This window comes from Kineosporia sp. NBRC 101731 (assembly GCF_030269305.1).
Lineage (GTDB): Bacteria > Actinomycetota > Actinomycetes > Actinomycetales > Kineosporiaceae > Kineosporia.
Genome location: NZ_BSTC01000009.1, coordinates 1 through 16956 on the forward strand (window position 1 = coordinate 1; position 16956 = coordinate 16956).

At 69.3% G+C, this 16956-nt stretch carries 1 protein-coding gene (only partly in view); it reads left to right on the forward strand.

Annotation, left to right across the window (positions count from 1 at the left end; translation table 11 throughout):
- The first annotated feature begins 23 nt into the window (after positions 1–23).
- Positions 24–16956, forward strand: partial view of a hypothetical protein gene (locus tag QSK05_RS23285; RefSeq protein WP_285599420.1) — the beginning only. It continues 36041 nt past the right edge of the window; 16933 of the gene's 52974 nt are visible here — the first part of the coding sequence; it begins with the start codon at positions 24–26; its stop codon lies off the right edge, out of view.

The following is a 16956-nucleotide window of genomic DNA, read 5'->3' on the forward strand; positions in this document are numbered from 1 at the left end:
GGTCGGCGGCTGCTTCGGCGGGTGTGGAGACCATTGGTACGGCGGGTGCGGGTGCTGCGGGTCTGGGCGCGCTGGCCTTGATGAACAAGCCCAATGGTTTCAACAAACCGGGCTGGTACACGAAGATGACAGGCGGGGGCTCGGGCACCTCCACCACGAACTCTCCCAATGGTTCTGAAAATTCCTCTGCCGGAGATGGTTCCGGTCCGGAGACGGAAGATCTCAAGGGCGGGTACGGCAGCAACGGCAACGGTGCGGTCGCTCCACCCCCGGGTCTGCCGGGTGTGACGGTACCTCCGGTGGTCAATGGCCTGGGGGGCGGGCCGACGACGGTCAACGTCAACGGCACGATCAACGTCAATGGGTCCGGAACGTCGTCGAACTCGGAGTTCGGTGGACCGAGCCGGACGAACACCGACAGCACCGTGGTGTCCAACGGTTCGCAGGACAGTGTCTTCTCGGAGCCGGGTTCGGGTGTTTCGACGCCGGGCAGCGAGGTCAGCAGTACGGATTACACTGCGCTGCGCCAGACGCTGGAGAACATTGCCCAGAACCAGGTGTTCCTAGGCCAAAATGGTTCTGGTAAAACGAATGACGGAAAGACGAACACTGGTCTTCCCATCCCGGTGGTGGGTCTGAACGGCACGACCGGTCAGAACGGCACGGGCGGTCAGAACGGAACCGGGGGGCGTAGCGGTACGCCGGACGCGGCCCGGAACCAGGCGGACGATCTCTTCGGGACGATCCCCGACGCCGTTCGTCACACGCTGCCGGCACCGCTGATCCCGGATTCCATCGGATCGAAAGCGACGGTGAATCAGTCGGTCGATCTGTTCGGGGTCATCCCGGACAACGTTCGCAGCACCCTTCCCCCGGCCCTGATCCCCGACCCGGTCACTTCCGATCAGTCTGTTGCTCAGGCAAATTCGGCCGGTTCCTGGGCGACGGGCAACCAGACCCAGGCCGCGCCGGACCAGACCGCACCGGTTCAGACCGTGACGGGCCAGTCGACGTCGGGTCAGACGGTGCCGGGTCAGACGGTGCCGGGCCAGTCGACGTCGGGTCAGACGGTGCCGGGTCAGACCGTGCCGGGTCAGTCGACGCCGGGCCAGGTTCCGCTGCTCGGCGCGGCGCTGCCGCTGACGAACGTGTCTTCGGGCCCGGCTCCGGTGTCGATGGTTTCGGGGCCGAATACGGTTCTTCCAGGTCCGGTTCCGACTCCCGCGGCGACGTTCGCCTCCTTGGTGACGCCGGAGCAGATGCGGGCCGGTCTGGATCGGTACATGGCGGAGGCACGTCAGCAGCCGGGCGCGGATGCCCAGGATCTGCTGCGCTCGGGTGGTCTTGCCGGGGCGTCGGTCAGCGACTACTCCGCCTGGTACCAACGGCAGACCCAGGGTGCCGCTCTTCCCGCCTATGGTGGCGCTCCGCTGCCGAATGTCTCGGTGGCCCGCGACCAGTTCGCTCAATTCATCGCCGAGCAGCGTGAGCAGATGGCGAGAGGGCTGGAGCAGCGTGTCCGCCTGAGCGACAGCTCGGTGAACATTCAGCAGTTGCAGATGCTGATGTATCCGGCGTCGTCGTCCTCGTTCGTGCCGTCTCCGCCGTCGCCGGCCACGGTCGCGGCGACGCCGCTGTCACCGACGCATTGGGTTCCTGTCGGAGATTCCTGGAGTGGTGTCACCCAGGCGGTTCAGGACGGTGGCCACGGCACCACAGTCTTCATCAACACCCAGCCGGCGGGACAGCCGCAGCAGAACCTGGCCGTGGTGAACTGGCAGGGACAAGCGGTGCTGCTGGATCTGCCGGCGTCCGAGACGGTGGGGTCCGGGCAGCCGAGCAACGGTTGGATCCAGTCCCTGAGCGCTCTGCCGCAGGCGCCGCCGCCGGGCGCGCAGATGATCGTGGTGGGCAATTCCGGGGCGGTGCAGGCCGGTCCGGCTCCGTCCACGGTGACATCGCCCGGCGTGACGGGATCCACCCCCACGCCGATTCCTCAGGTCGTGCAGCCCCAGCAGGCCGGTCCGGCCCCGGCCGCCCAGCCGAACCAGACGTCCCCGCAGCCGTCCTCGCCACCCGACACCGACGTCCCCCGTTCGTCGATCGACGGTCTGGACGTTCCCGGAACTGTCACCGGTGAGCAGACATTCGGCGCGACCGACGGCGACGGCCCGACAGCACCGACCGACCGCACCGCGCGGCCGAACCAGCAGGGCCAGCCGGACCAGCAGAGCGAGCCGAGCCAGCCGAACCAGCAGGGTCAACTGAACCAGCAGAGCCTGCAGAGTCGTCCGGACCAGCAGAGCCAGCTAGACCAGCAGAACCGGCCGGAACGGCCCGACCAGTCGGCGCCGGACCTCCGACCGGACGGAGCCGACCGGCCGACGCAAGACGATCAGGCAGACGATCGCGGACAGAACGATCGTGGCGACCAGCCGGCCGATCGTCCGGAACCGATCACCGGCGACCAGTCCGTCCCGACTCCTCGCGCTCCTGAGACGGTCTCTCCCGCAGGAACCTTCACCCTGGGCACATTCGGCCCGGCTCTGTCGTCCACCTTGACATCGTCGGGAATGGGCGGGGGGCGACGCCGGCCCGAGGTCAAGGGCGACAACCGCACCCGCAACTTCGATGCCTGGCTGCGGGAGCAGTCGAACGAGGCCCGGGCATTCCTGAGGAGCCAGACGCCTGAGCGGGCAGGCCAGTTCCAGACGGTGGCCCAGGAAATCGTCCGTGGTCTGCGCCGTGACGGTGGGGTGCACCGGCTGGACCAGGACGTCGTGCCGGTCGTCACCTCGTTGTTGATGGCGAACTCGCCGGAGGGCGCGTCGCCGGACCGGATCCCGGAACCGGTTTTCGCCCAGGTGCGGCAGCAGGGCCAGGATCTGGTGAGAGGGCTGGGACTGCTCCCGATCGGTCTGCCGGGTGGGGCGCCGGGTGTGGGCGGGGTGTGGATCGACGGGGTCCGGCTGTCGGAGAACCATCCGTTCGCCTCGAATGACGCCGTGGCGAGCCTGATGCACGACGGTCTCGCTCATGCGTTCGAGAGTCCGGACGAACTACGGTCTTTCGTTCAGGGACGAACCGACCATCTGGGTAATCTCCCGGGTCCCCACAGCACGGGTACGTGGGTGCGGTTCATGGACGATCAGAGCAACGTCATTGGTGAGAACCATGATCGGGTGACGTTGCTGGATGTGCTGAATGCGGTCGGCGGCCCGGATCCGGGGAAGTGGCCGTCGTTCACCGATGAGCTCATTCCGATGGATGATCTGTCGGGCAGCCCGATGCTGCGGCAGATGGTGCATTCCACGTATGCGCCGGTGGCGGCGATGTACGGGTTGATGAACCCGGTGGTGGATTTCCCGAGTCACGGTGGGGAGTCGATTTATCCGCGTCTGGCTGAAACGGTGTCGGGTTGGTCGCAGTATCTGAATGATCCGACCTTCCAGTCACTGGCGGATGCGGGTTGGGGGCATCGGGGGTCGGAGTCGATCCGGCTGGCTTTCGCGCATGCCATTGATCTGGCGAACGGGAGTGGTAGCGGGCAGCCGGGATCGCCCTTGGGCCAGCAGGAGGGCGCGGTCGGGAATGCCGTTCGTCAGGCGCCTCGGGTGCTTCAGTTCGTTCAGGGGATTCAGCCGCGTCAGCCTCTGCACGAGGCGCTGAATGATTTCCGCGCGCGTCTGGGCCCGCAGTTCGATGCGCAGTTCATGCCGCAGCTGGCGAATTTCACGCGTTCGTATCTGCAGATGATGCAGGTGCGGGCCCTGGGTGATGCGAGCCTGCCGGAGAACGTGCGGGAGGAACTGGGCGAGCACGACGATCCGCGGGTGTTGTTCCAGCATTGGCGTGATGCGTCGATGGCTGAGGTGACGCGCGCGGCGATGGACCGTGAGGTGCGGTACATCGGGATGGGCGCCGATCACGCGCGGTTCATCGAGAATGACTACACGGGTGAGCCTCTGGGTGCTTACGTGTACGAGATGGACGGCGAAGGTCTGGAGACCTTCGAGCAGGAGACCCAGGATCTGCTCAACCAGCCGGTTCCCGGCGCGGTTCCGCCTGCGCTCACGCTCGCGCAGTTCACGCCCGATCTCAACGGTGTGCTGGATTCCTCGCAGGTGCGGGGGTGGCGGGGGCCGCGTCCGGACCCCGGACAGCGGCCGCTGGACGGATGGTGGACCGATCAGGTCGGCCAGGCCCGGGCCTTCCTGGATGCGGCGGGGCCCCGGGCCGGGCAGTTCCGGGTGGCTGCGGCGGAGGAAGTACTGAGGGGCGTGCCGGTCGACAGCGCCTCACGCCGACGGGTGAACGATGAAGCGGTGCCGGTGATCGCGGCGCTGCTGATGGCCAACTCGCCGGACGGGGTGACGCCGGACCTGGTGCCCGAGGTGGTCCGTCAGCAGGTACGACAGTCCGTCGCCGGGGCACTGGGCGGGTTGGGTCTGCTCGGGTTCGGCCCGTTGGGTGGCGGCCCCGATCGGGGCGGCGTCTGGGTCGATGAACAGTGGATGACGCCGAACCATCCCGCGGGTGCGGATCCGCGGTTGTCACGGTTGATGAGCGACGGCCAGGTCCATCTTTTCGAGAACCCGGACGAGCTGGGTGCGTACCTGAACGGCCAGACCGACCATCTGGGCAACCTCCCGGGCGAGCACGGCCGGGGTGTCTGGGCGCGGTTCATGGAGGACGAGAGCAACATCATCGGTGAGCATCACGAAAAGCTCACCTTGATCGATGTTCTGAACACGGTTTCCGGGGGTGACCGGTCGCGGTGGCCCTCATTCACCGACGAGATCTTCCCGGTGGACAACCTGTCGGGAAGCCCCTCCCTGCAGCGGATCGTGACGCAGACCTACGCCCCGATCGCGGCGATGTACGGTCTGAACAACCCGGCCGCCGACATCCCGGCTCACGGTGGGGAGTCGATCTTCCCGCGCCTGGCGGAGTCGCTGTCGGGCTGGGGCCCGCTCCTGAACGACCCGACCTTTGCCGAACTCTCGAACGGTGGATGGGCACACCGGGGGTCGGAGTCACTGCGGCTGGCCTTCGCGCACGGGGTGGACCTGGCCAGCGGCCGCGGATCCGATGCTCCGGGGCCGGTGCTGGCGCAGCTCGAGGCCGCTGTCGGCGCGGCCGTGCGAGACGCGCCACTGGTGCGGGACTTCGTGGCCGCGATGCCGCCCCGGGCGGCGATGGGCCAAGGGCTCAACCAGTTCCGCAACCACCTCGGACCCCGGTTCGACAGCGAATTCATGCCTCAGTTAAGGGCGTTCACGAATTCCTACCTGCACCTGATGCGGGTGCGGGCGCTGGAAGACGCCACTCTGCCGCAGCATGTGCGCGAGGAGCTGGCCGCGCACGACGATCCGCAGGTGATGTTCCAGCACTGGCGTGATGCGTCGATGGCCGAGGTGACGCGCGCGGCGATGGACCGTGGGGTGCGGTACATCGGGATGGGTGCGGATCACGCGCGGTTCATCGAGAATGACTACACGGGTGAGCCTCTGGGTGCCTATGTGTACGAGATGGGCGGCGAGGCCCTGCAGACGTTCCAGGGTGACACCTTGCTCCACCAGAGCCAGGTGCCCCCGCCGGTCTGGGAGAGTCCTTTCCCCGATTCTGGTTTCGCGCTGGGGGAGTTCACACCCGCGTTGGTTGACACGCTGCGTAATGCCGCCTTGGGCTCTCGATCGCAGCTACGGGATCCGGACGGTCAGAACGACCGCGGCGACCGGTTCGATGCCTGGTGGGACGACCAGGTGCAGCAGGCGCGCGACTTCCTCGCGACCCGGCCGCAGGACGAAGTGCTTCAGCTGCAGCGTCTGGCCCAGGAACTCGTGGGTAAACTCCCCACGACCAGCCGGGCCCGGGTCACGGCGGAAGTCGTCCCGGTGATGACGGCCCTGGTGACGGCGAACCCGCCGTCCCCCGAGATCAGTTCCCAGGTGAGGGGAGCCGCTCTCGAGATCATCCGGGGACTGGGCCTGCGTCCGCAGACCTTGCCGGGCGGTAACCCGAAACTCGAGCCGTCCTCCCTTGGCACGCGCCCGGATCCGGGTGCCGGGACCTCCCGCGACCCGGCCGGCGGCGGGAACCAGAACGGTGTCACCCGGGACGCCCAGAACCGTCACGTGCCACCGGCACCCCTGGCGCCCAAGGACGTTCCCGGTGCTGGGCAGGACCTCCTCGGCATCACCCCGGGCACGGACACCCGGTGGTACAAGGAGCAGCGGGATGCGTTCCAGCGGCTGCGCGAACTCGGCGCGACTACGCAGGGCGGTGCCGAGCGGCTGGCCCAGCAGGTCGGCGCCCGGCGTCAGGACCTGCTGAACGACGCCGTGCTGGCCGGCTACTTCTACCCCGACGGCTACGGTGTGCATCACCTGGGAGGGATCGAGCGGCTGCGCCGTCTGGTCGAGACGACCCCGACGCTGAGGGCGAACGTGCCGCCTCTCCTGGGGCAGCCCGTGTCCCGGGGGCACCTGCAGGCCCTGGCGAACACCGTCCTGCCCGGTGGTTCGCTCTCCCTGCGGGAGAAGATTCAGAAGCTGGCCGTGGTGGCCGGTTCCCAGGCCGAGACCACGATCGCCACGCTGCAGCAAGGGCTGGTGGACCAGCCCGCCCGGATCGCGGTGCAGCGATCCTGGGAGGTCAGCCAGCTCCCGCTCAAGGTGATCCAGGCCAACCGGGCGATCGAACTGCTCCAGGACACGCCGGATTCCGGTGAGGCGGGTGACCGCCGGAAGCAGCGTGGGCAGGAGCTGACCGACTCGCTGAAGGCCGTCAGCGACCTGTCCAGCGGGAAGCCCCGGAGTGAACCGGTCCGGCCGGGTGAGCTGGAGGCAGCCCTGCACCGGGTGGAGACCCAGCTCTCCGCGTTGTACGACGACGTCTTCACCGAGATGCACCCCGGCATCGAACAGCGTCTCAACGATCTCGGCGACCGATTCAACAGCATCTACGGACCGGCCGGCACGGTACACACGAGCGCACCAGGTCCGCTCAGCGCGGCGGAACTGGCCACCCAGCGTCAAACGCTGCACGAGATCCAGCGTTCGGTGAGCGATCTGGTGGGCCGGGCCGACCGTGTCGGTATCGACGCGACCCTGGTCGACCGGTTGAACGACGCCCGGGAAGCGCTCGACAAGCTGTCGGACGACTTCGAGTCCCAGCACGAGCCCGTGGGCAAGGGGAAGCAGCCGATCGGGCACTCCGTACCCCCGCCCGCCGGCGAGACGACCACGGGGACGCCCCCGAAGCCCGACCGTCGTCTGCCGGCCCGGGTCATCGTGGAGTCGCGGGCCGGGCGCAAGATACCGTGGGGCGAGTTCGGGCACCCTGTCAGCATCGGTGGCCGCCCGGTGCAGTCCCTCGACGCGGTCGCGCAGCGGGCCGCGGACCAGTTCGACGGCAAGATCCCGGCCACCCTGAAGGCATCGATCCTGCGGGAGATCCCGAGGCTCGGGCAGATCAACCAGGCGCCGCGGCCGAACCAGGTGACGGCCGAGCCCACACCCGACGTCTACCAGGACCGGATGCCGGCCTGGGACCCGGCCCGGCGCCTGTTCGCCGACCAGGGGCTCGACCTCGGGGACGGGGCCCGGCTGTTCCTCGATCTCGGGCCGCTGCACCAACCGGGCAGCACCACTTACCACCGCCCCGAAGACGTGCAGAAGCTGCCGCTGGGAGCGAAGCCGACCCAGTCCGTCGACCCGCCGCAGTACCAGGCACCGGGTCTGTTCCAGGACTACTACGGCGCGACCTACGCGAACTTCAACACCAGCTTCGACTTCACCCTGCCGCGTGCCGCGAGCATCGGTTTCGGCGGCAAGGTGAACGTGCGTGGCCAGCGGTTGCAGGGGCAGTACGAGGGTGGTGTCTTCACCAGCGAACCGGGAGCCGCCCACAGCCAGTTCGCCTACTTCAGCACCCGGCCGGCGAGTTCGCCGGCCGCGGCCCCGGTGGGCACCCCCGGACCGTCCACCGCGACCGCCCCTGGCGCGACCGCTCCCGACGGGAGCCAGTGGCGCATCACGTACACCGATGCCTCGGGTACCTCGCAGACCGTTCAGGTGTCGGAGGACGTGATGCTCGCCTTCGCCGACAACGAGTCGCCGGAGGTGAAGACCGATACCCCGCAGCCGGATCCGCAGAGCCAGGACGAGATCCAGAATGACACGACGGGCGACGGTCCGCCCGAGCCGCATCCCGAGCAGGGCGAACTCGGTGAGCTCTTCTCGTTGCCGGCGAACGCGTCGCAGGCGAAGAAGGATGCCTTCCACGACGTCACCTGGCGGGTCTTCACCGCGGACGAGTCGATCTCGGCCGCCGAGGCCGGGACCGGCCGGAAAACCGATCCGGTCAAGCAGATCCACGACCGCTTCCCCGACGGTGGCGACGATCTCAAGCGACAGCTCGACGATCTCTTCGACGACAGCTCGCTGTTCCGGCACCGGATGGACATCTTCGGCTCGGGGTACACCACGCCGACGATGAAGACGAACGACACCGGGGGCTGGGTCGGGCTGAACCTCAAGGGCCGGGTGTCGTCCATCCAGGCGGTGGGCGTGGCCAAGACCCCGCTCCAGCAGGACACCCGGAGTCTGTTCTGGGGCGGTGAGACCAAGGGGTACACCAGCAGCCTGGGCGGAAGCAGCCGCGTAGGAGGCAAATCGGTCAAGCTCTGGCCGACCAAGTCGCAGCTCCGGGCCGGTCTGGCCCCCTCGGGCGGTCAGCAGCGCGGGAGGACCCGCGAGGAGAACGTCTCGTTCGGTGCTGGCAACTGGCGCTACCGCAACTTCGAGTCGGACACCCGCACGTACCGCATGGACGTCGATCTGGTGACCGAGGTGCGCACGGATGCCGGCGGTGCCCGGACGCCCGTCACCACCAAGGTGACCCGTTACGTCCGGCTCACCGACCAGGAGGTGCAGCGCTTCGAGCAGGAGCTGCGGGACGTGCAGAACAGCACGAACGACAGCACCGTGCGCCCGGCCGACCGGCTGCCGCAGGACCAGAACGTGGCCACCGACCGCCAGCCGCCCCCGGCCATCCTGGCCGGAAAGAGCCGTGGGCCGGGCATCGTCGACAACCTCGGCACCTTCTACCAGGTGGCCGGCGACGCCACCAACATGATCAAGAACGCCGTTCGGGATCCGAAACTATTGGGCTCGCAGGGGCTCTCGCCGAGAGATGCGCACGATCTCGAACGCTGGATCATGCAGAACTTCTCCACCCAGACGATGCTCCCGTTCAGTAGTCAGCTGATCAGCCACCAGGTGGGCCACACCACCTATCTGAATGCCCCTGGCGGCCGGTTGCGGGTGGACGTGGCGGTCGCGTCCAACCAGGGTTCCACCTGGGTGGGCACGAAGTCGGGCGACGGCTCGATGGACCACTACCCGATCGGCTACACCGATCTCGCGAACACCGACCGGCTGCAGGACGACCTCTCCGGCACCTGGTCGGGCAGCCTGGGCGGTAAGCCGAAACCGATCGGTGACACCGCCAACCCGAGCCTCGACCTGAGCGAGGCACCGGGCAGCACGGGTGTCACCTGGCGGCAGCGCGAGCAGGTCGAGACGACGGCCAGGAACGCCTCCTGGATCTCACAGGGATACCTGCAGAGCGGTCCGTTCCGCGGGTTCACCTTCCCGACCTCGTACCAGGTCGACACCAAGGTCACGTTCGAGCCGGACACCAGCACCGGGGCGACGGTCGCCGCCGCGGGCACCAAGGGCTGGCGCCCGGCCGCCCAGGCGCTGTCCGACCGGCGCTCGGGCCGGCCCCCGGAGAACCCGGCCGACAGCAGTCGGCGCGACTGGTACTCGGCATCCGACACCAAGAACATCCCGAGCATCATCCGCTACCAGGTGCCGGAGGGGCTGGCCCCGGAAGCCGGTCCCGGCGGCCAGGGCACCCCGAACCCCGACCTGGGCCGGGTCGTGGAGATCATCCCGCCGACCGTGGGTGGCCCGGGGATGCCGCCGGTGCTGCCGCCGTTCGACCCGGCCGCCCTCACCGACGGCGAGGTGCCGGAGGGCTGGCGCCTGCGCCGCAACGACCAGCCGCACGAGGTTCTCGGTGTGCCCGAGATCGTCGCCACCACCAAGAAGCTGCTGGTGGACGCCGGGATCCCGGAGGCCGACTTCGGGCCGATGCTCCAGAGCTGGATCAACGAGGACCAGTTCATCCGGCGGCTGATGTTCAACCGTGACGTGGTCTCGGCCAGCCACTACTTCAGTCCCGGAAAGCTCTCGAACCGTCATGCCCGGGTCACCATGGTCGCCCGGCCGTACTCCGAGACGACCGAGCCGGGGCACGGCACTTTCCAGCAGAGCTCCATCGTGGAGTCCGAGCCCACCACGCAGTCCCAGGAACGCCACCGCTACAACGAGACCGCCGCCGTCGGGGCGGACAACATCGGAACGGCGAAGGGCGGTTTCTCGGCCGGCACCAGTGTGAGTGTCAACGACGTCGAGACCCGCCGTCTGGAGTCGAACGAGCCGATCGCCGGGCAGTGGCTCTACTCGGCCAAGCGCGACCAGGTCCCGGTGCGTTCCGGAATGGTCTGGGACATCAAGGTGGAGAGCTGGGACGCGAACCCGTTGGGGCAGAGCGCCGCGAAGCACGGCGGTGCGCGTCTGGCCGTCCTGGGTGGTCTCTCGGTGCTGCGGCCCGAGGCCGACCTGCCTCAGCCGCAGCCCACCGGAATCCCGATCTCGATGCCGCCCTCGGAGATCCCCCTGCTGTCCGGGACGCTGTTCCACGACCCGTCGATGCCGGGGTCCGGTACGTACAACTCGGTCACCGAGAGCGTTCAGAACGTGCTGCGGCAGATCGATCCCGACCTGCCCGACGTCGAGTTCCACATCGGCGACAACCGCCGCGGCGAGATCGGGAACACCGGTGTCCCGGTCAGTCTGAGTGCAATGCTCGACGACGGGTCGCTGCTCGGCCACCGCGCCACGATGGCGGGCCCGGGCCTGTTCCTGCACCAGAGCCGCAGCACGGCCGGTGGCGTCGACGACGTGACCCTGGAGATCCGGGCCGAGGAGATCCCGCCCGGTGAGATCGACCAGGCCTGGGTGGACGCGGGCCTGATCGGCGCGGACGGTAGTTACCTCTACGACTTCACCGAGGACGCCGACCAGTACACCTACAAGCTCAACACCCAGAGGGACACCGACCGCACGGTCACGTTCACCGTTCGGTCGACCTCGGCCGGAGGCACCTACCAGGGCTTCCCGGTCCTGAAGGGCACGACCGGCGGAAGTGTTTCGGGTGGACTGAGCAACAACCCGTACACCGCGGACGTGCGCCACCGGGGCCGGGTGCACCGTCTGCGGGACGTGGTGCGACTGGGCGGGCCGGTGCACCACTACAACGGTATGTACCGGATCTCGGTGACGGCCCACCGCAACTACGATCCCTCCAGGCCGATGCAGGTGCTCGGCCCGGTCGGCGAGAAGGGCCTGAACCTGGCTCATTCCACGCTGGGGCCGGGATCGAGGTCGGCCACCTCGGTGACCGAGAACGTCTACGTGCCCGAGACCGTGTCCGTGCCCGAGGCCGTGCTCCGCAGCCCGGGCGGCAAGCCCGGCGCGATCGCTGTCCCGGTGCCCACCACCGATGCCTCCGGCCGACAGCTCGGCGCCTCACAGATTCTGCAGGGCCACGGTCTGGACGAACTGCACGTCACCCCGGGCGAGGCGCTGGACCGCTCGGTGATCCACCTGGGTATCAGCAAGCCGGCCCTGCGCTCGATGCACGATCAGACGCTGAACGCGCTGGACGCGAGCAGTATCGGTCAGCAGGGCGGGCCGATGGCGAGGACCAGCGCCGCCCGTGAGGCATACTCGCTCACCACCACACCGGCCCAGGTACTCAGCAGCACGCACCTGACGCTGGGCGCCGGGCACACCTACCCGCCCTTCAGTCGCGGCAGCGGGGTCCTGACCGACGGACTGACCACGCTCAAGGTGACATCCCGCTTCTACGATCCCAAGCCGCTGGACTGGATTCCCGCCTCCTCCCTGGCCGAGACCGTCGGTATGCGCGAGCAGGCCGACGTGAAGATCTTCGGCGACAACCTGGCCGGCAACCTGGGCGGCACCGTCAGCACCCCGATGGCCGGAAACCCGCTCACCTCGTTCACCTTCGGGGCCGGCGCCGGTGGCGACCACGGCAAGGACACGATCCAGACCGTCAACGAGCGGCTGCCGGTCCCGGACTCCTTCCGCCGTACGGCCCCCTTCATGCGGGTGCCGGTCGGCCGGCTGGACCTGCAGGAGTTCGGCTCGGTGCAAGAGGGCCGGTTCGTCCGGTACGGCCAGAAGGGCTCGATCCAGGCCTTCCTGATGCCGGATTCGGCCGAGGTGCTCGTAGGCGTCGAGAAGGTCGTCTCCGATCGTCTGCTGCACCCCGAGCGTGGCATCCCGACGGCGAACAACGGTCACTACCTGCCGAACCTGACCGTGACCCCGCCCGACCTGCGGACCGTGGCCGGCCAGAACCAGCACCTGGCCGAGCAGGCCCGGCTGAGCGCGGCCTACTCGATGCCCAGCTGGGGCGACTGGCAGCCGGTGATCGGCGACTACGCCCCGGATCCGAACGGTGGGCCCGGGCGGGTCCTGCTCACGTCGAACGTGAACGGGACGGTCATCCGGGAGGCCCTGACCGCGGAACAGCTGGCCGAGCGGCTGGGCCGGACCACGGATCGGTTCACCCCGGGTACCGGCAGTGGTCCGCGCCCGATCCTGCTGATGATGGGTGGCCTCGACCCGGCCTTCGCCGGGGCCCTGCGCACCGCGACCGGTAGTGACGTCCTGGGCACGCCCGACTCCTGGCGCCAGGACCAGCAGATCCGGGCGGTGCGGCCGGGTGATTCCGGCCCGGCGTCGGACACGGACGGCGAGATCACGCTGTACCCGAAGGAGGGCGGCGACCCGCTGACCTTCGGCCCCGACCTGGATCTGGTGCTCACCGGCCAGGTTCCGTGGCACCTGCAGGGTGCCCGGACCGAGGACCCGGTCGGTCTGCGCAATCCCGAACCGGCGATGTACTGGAGCCCGGTGCGGGACGGGGCGACGGTCGACACCGGCAACTCCCGTCCCGGCGAAGACCCCGGACAGCAGCAGGAACAACGGCGCCCCGGCTTCGATGACCTGTACGACGTCACGGACGACGAGGGCGACCAGGGGCAGCGTCAGGACCAGCGTCAGGACCAGCGTCAGGACGGGGACCAGGAGCGCGATCAGAAGGCTGAGCCGGAAGGTGACCGGGAACAGGTACAGAACCGTGACCAGAAGCCGGACCGGGGACGCGACCGGGACAGGACGGCGCCGGACGAGGCGGAACTCTCGGAGTCGGAAGAGTCCGATCTCTCCGGGACCGAGGCCCCGCCGATGCGTCGTCGTGCTCCCCGAGACAGTGAAAATCGTTATCAGGAACCGGAATTCGTCATCGGATCGGATCCCTCAGACTCCGAGGCCGATCTGTCCGACGACTCCGAGGCGGAGTCCGGCCGGCCGGGCGACACGGTCGGTGCCGACCGAGAGGTGCCGCCGGCGCGTCCTGACCCGACCCGGGGCCAGGGGACGACGGGTTCGTCCCCGGCCGGTCGCGGATCGTGGGCGACGGACGACGTGGCGGTCGACGACCTCAGCCGGCCGGGCGGGGAACCGGTACGTCAGGATGCTCTCGCTCCCAGCGAAACCCGTCGCACGGCAACGCCTCCGGCTTCGGAGACGGGTACCCGACCGGACCCGGGGAGTACGACACCCGAGGGCGGGCCCGAACGGCAGCCGGAACTGAGCCCGCAGGTCGAACCGGAGCGGAAGCCCGAGGCCGACCCCGAACCGACGCCCGAGATCAAGCCCGAGCGGAAGTCCGACGTCGAGTCTGAGGTCGAGCCTGAGGTCGAGAACCGGCCTGAGCCGACGCCGGCTCTGGGAACGGGGTCGAGGACCGAGGCCGAACGGCAGCGTGAGGGCGTCCCCGGGACGACGGACGCGGAGCCGGATTCCGCGTCGGACTCCGAGGGCGAGGTCGCGCCCGGTCCAGAACAGGACGTCGAGCCCGCTCCCACGGCCGGCTCGCATTCCGTGTCCGGGCAGACCCGGGCCCAAGACGTGCCGCCGGTTCGGCCGTCTCTGTCGGGCACCCAGCTTGATGCCGAGTCGGCACCGGCTCCGCAGACCCAGCCGGAGACCCTTCCCGACGAAACGCGTTCTGAGGGCGTGACACGTTCCGGGGAGGAGACTCGGCCTGGGGACGACACGCGTTCTGGGCAGGTGACGCGGCCTGAGGACGGGGCACTGCCGGAGGAGGACAGCCGCGAGGATTCTGACGATGAGGTGGAGAACGGCTCCGACGACGATTCCGAGAACGACGCGGACGATGAGCTGGATGTCACAGACCGGAACCTCACCAGCAATCTCACGGCGAACCCGCCACCTCGGCGCAGCCCGGCCCTGACCGGGCTGGGCTCACGGCCGGACAGCCGGGCTTCGGTCGCCACCGACGGCAGTGGCGTCGTGCGTGGCTCGACGCCGCGTCCGGTGGGCCAGGTGTCGTTCACACCGTCGGGTCTGCCCCGGGCCGGAAGCGTCCCGTCCTTGCGGGGAGCGTCCCGGAGCGACGAGGGCAGTGACGTCAGCCCGTTCGAGCCCTTGCCGTCGTCCCTGGCCGGAACCGGGCAGCAGCCGACGGCCCCGTCGCAGCCGACTGTCGCTGCGCCGACGCTCACGCCGTCCACAGCCGGTGAGACATCGCAGGGCACAGCCGATTCCGTGGTCCGGTCCGACGAGAGTCCCGCACCGGCGGCGCAGCCGGAACCCGATCCTGAGCTCGATCCCGAACGCGACCCCGACAGTGATCCGGACAATGCTCTGGAACAGGCCCCCATCACCGGGCCGGCGCCGCAGGTCACCACGCCGGTACTCGCACCGGCCGGGACGTCCCAGGTGGAAACGACGCCGGATCCGGGGAGCGTGACGGAGCCGGCGGACCGCGGTCCGCAGGACCTTTCGGAGACCAAGGAGAGCGAAGCCGAACCGACCGGTGACGAGGTGCGTCCCTCGTCAACGCCGCCGCAGTTGCCGGTTGGCGCCCCGGCGCAAGTGGCCGCGGCGGGCGATGAAGCCCGGCGGAACAATTCCGACGACGAGGACGGCGAGTCCGGAAGCAGCGAGTCTGAGTCTGAGGGGGAGCAGTCGGCTGCTCGTCCTTCGTCGGCACGGCCCGGGCCCGCTGGTGGACCCGAGCGGTCGCCCCGGCCGGAACAGCAGCAGGAGACCGGGCAGCCGGATTCCGAGGGCGAGCCGGATCCCGAGGACGAGACGGACGGCGAGGGGTCTGACAGCGAGTCGGATTCCGGCGATGGCCCCGGCCGGACCGAGACTCGCGACCGCCGCGATGACTCCGATGACGAGGCACCCCAGGGCTCCACACCGGCCCGTGACCAGCCGGAGCAGCCGGACCGGGATGACCGGGACGACCAGGGCGACCAGGGCGACCAAGGCCAGGGCAACGGCCAGGACGAGGGGCAGGGGAGGCGAAGCCAGGATCGGCAGAGCCCGGACTCGCGGAGGGACCCGCAGGAGCGGAACCGGGACGAGCGAAACCGGGACGAGCGGGACCGGGACGAGCGGGACCGGGACGAGCGGGAGAGGCGGGACGAACGCGAGCGGCACGAGCGGGCGGCCTCCCTACCGAAGCCCACTCCCTACCAGCCGGCCGTCGTCATGGATATGGAGCGGTTCGCCCCCGGGCTGTACGGGGCGCTGGTGAGTTCCGACCTGGCGAACTACCGCGGCCCCCGGGACCGACGCAACGGTGAAAAGCCCTTCGACGCCTGGTGGAGCCAAAAGCTCTCCGAGGCGCGGGCCTTCGCCGCGAGCCGGCCGGCCGCCGAGATCGGCCCGTTCCGGCAGTACACCGAGGACATGGCACGCAGGCTCCCCCGGGACGGCGGCGACAACGTGGTCCGCCAAGAGGTCGTGCCGGTGCTGACGACCATTCTCATGAATCATGCTCCGGCGGGTGCGACTCCCGACGACATCCCCGCGCCCTTGCTCCGGGCCCTGATGGTGAGTGGCGCCGGCATGCTCAGCGGTCTGGGCCTGCACCAGATCGGTCTGGTGGCGGGTAACCCCAACTTCGGCAGTGCGCCGCAGGCGGGCGGATCGTCCTCTGCCCCGCCCGACGACGGCCCGGGGCTGGACGGCGACGCCGAGACCCACCAGCTGACGACGTTTCGCGATCACCGCGGCGACGAGACGCTCGAAACCATTGAGGAGACAGAGGAACCCGACGAGGAGGCGGTCACCGGGACCGCGCCCGACCCGAACGATCCGGGCGACTCCAGCGACTCCGACTCCAGCGACTCCGACTCCAGCGACTCCGACGCCGGTGACTCCGACGCCGGTGACTCCGACGCCGGTGACTCCGACGCCGGTGACTCCGACGCCGGTGACTCCGACGACGGCCGGGACACGGACGACACGAACAGTACGGACGATGCGGGTGACAGCGAGGCCGGCGATCCGGTCGTGGTGCCGCGCGGACCGGTGGATCTGCCGCTACCGACGCCCGACCCGGCGGCGATCACCCGGGCCCGGCAGGAGGCGCGAACCGCCCTGCGGCGGTTCCAGCCCCCGGCCGGGAGCAACTGGAACACCACGCTCGACACGATCACCCAGCAGATCAGGGCCGCTGCCCTGACAGCCGGCAACCGGGTGACCGGACCGGTACTGATGGCTGCGGGCCGCGCGTCCGACATCCCCGGGCTGACCGCCGGCGAGAAGACCGCGCTGAGCGACTATGCCTCTTCCGTGCTGGATGCTTACCGCGACGGCGCCGAGAAGGCGGCCAAGGACTTCCTGGACCGCTGGGACGGCGTGGACCGGGCCGAGGGGCAGGAAGTCAACCCGCGGCGGCGTCCGGTGC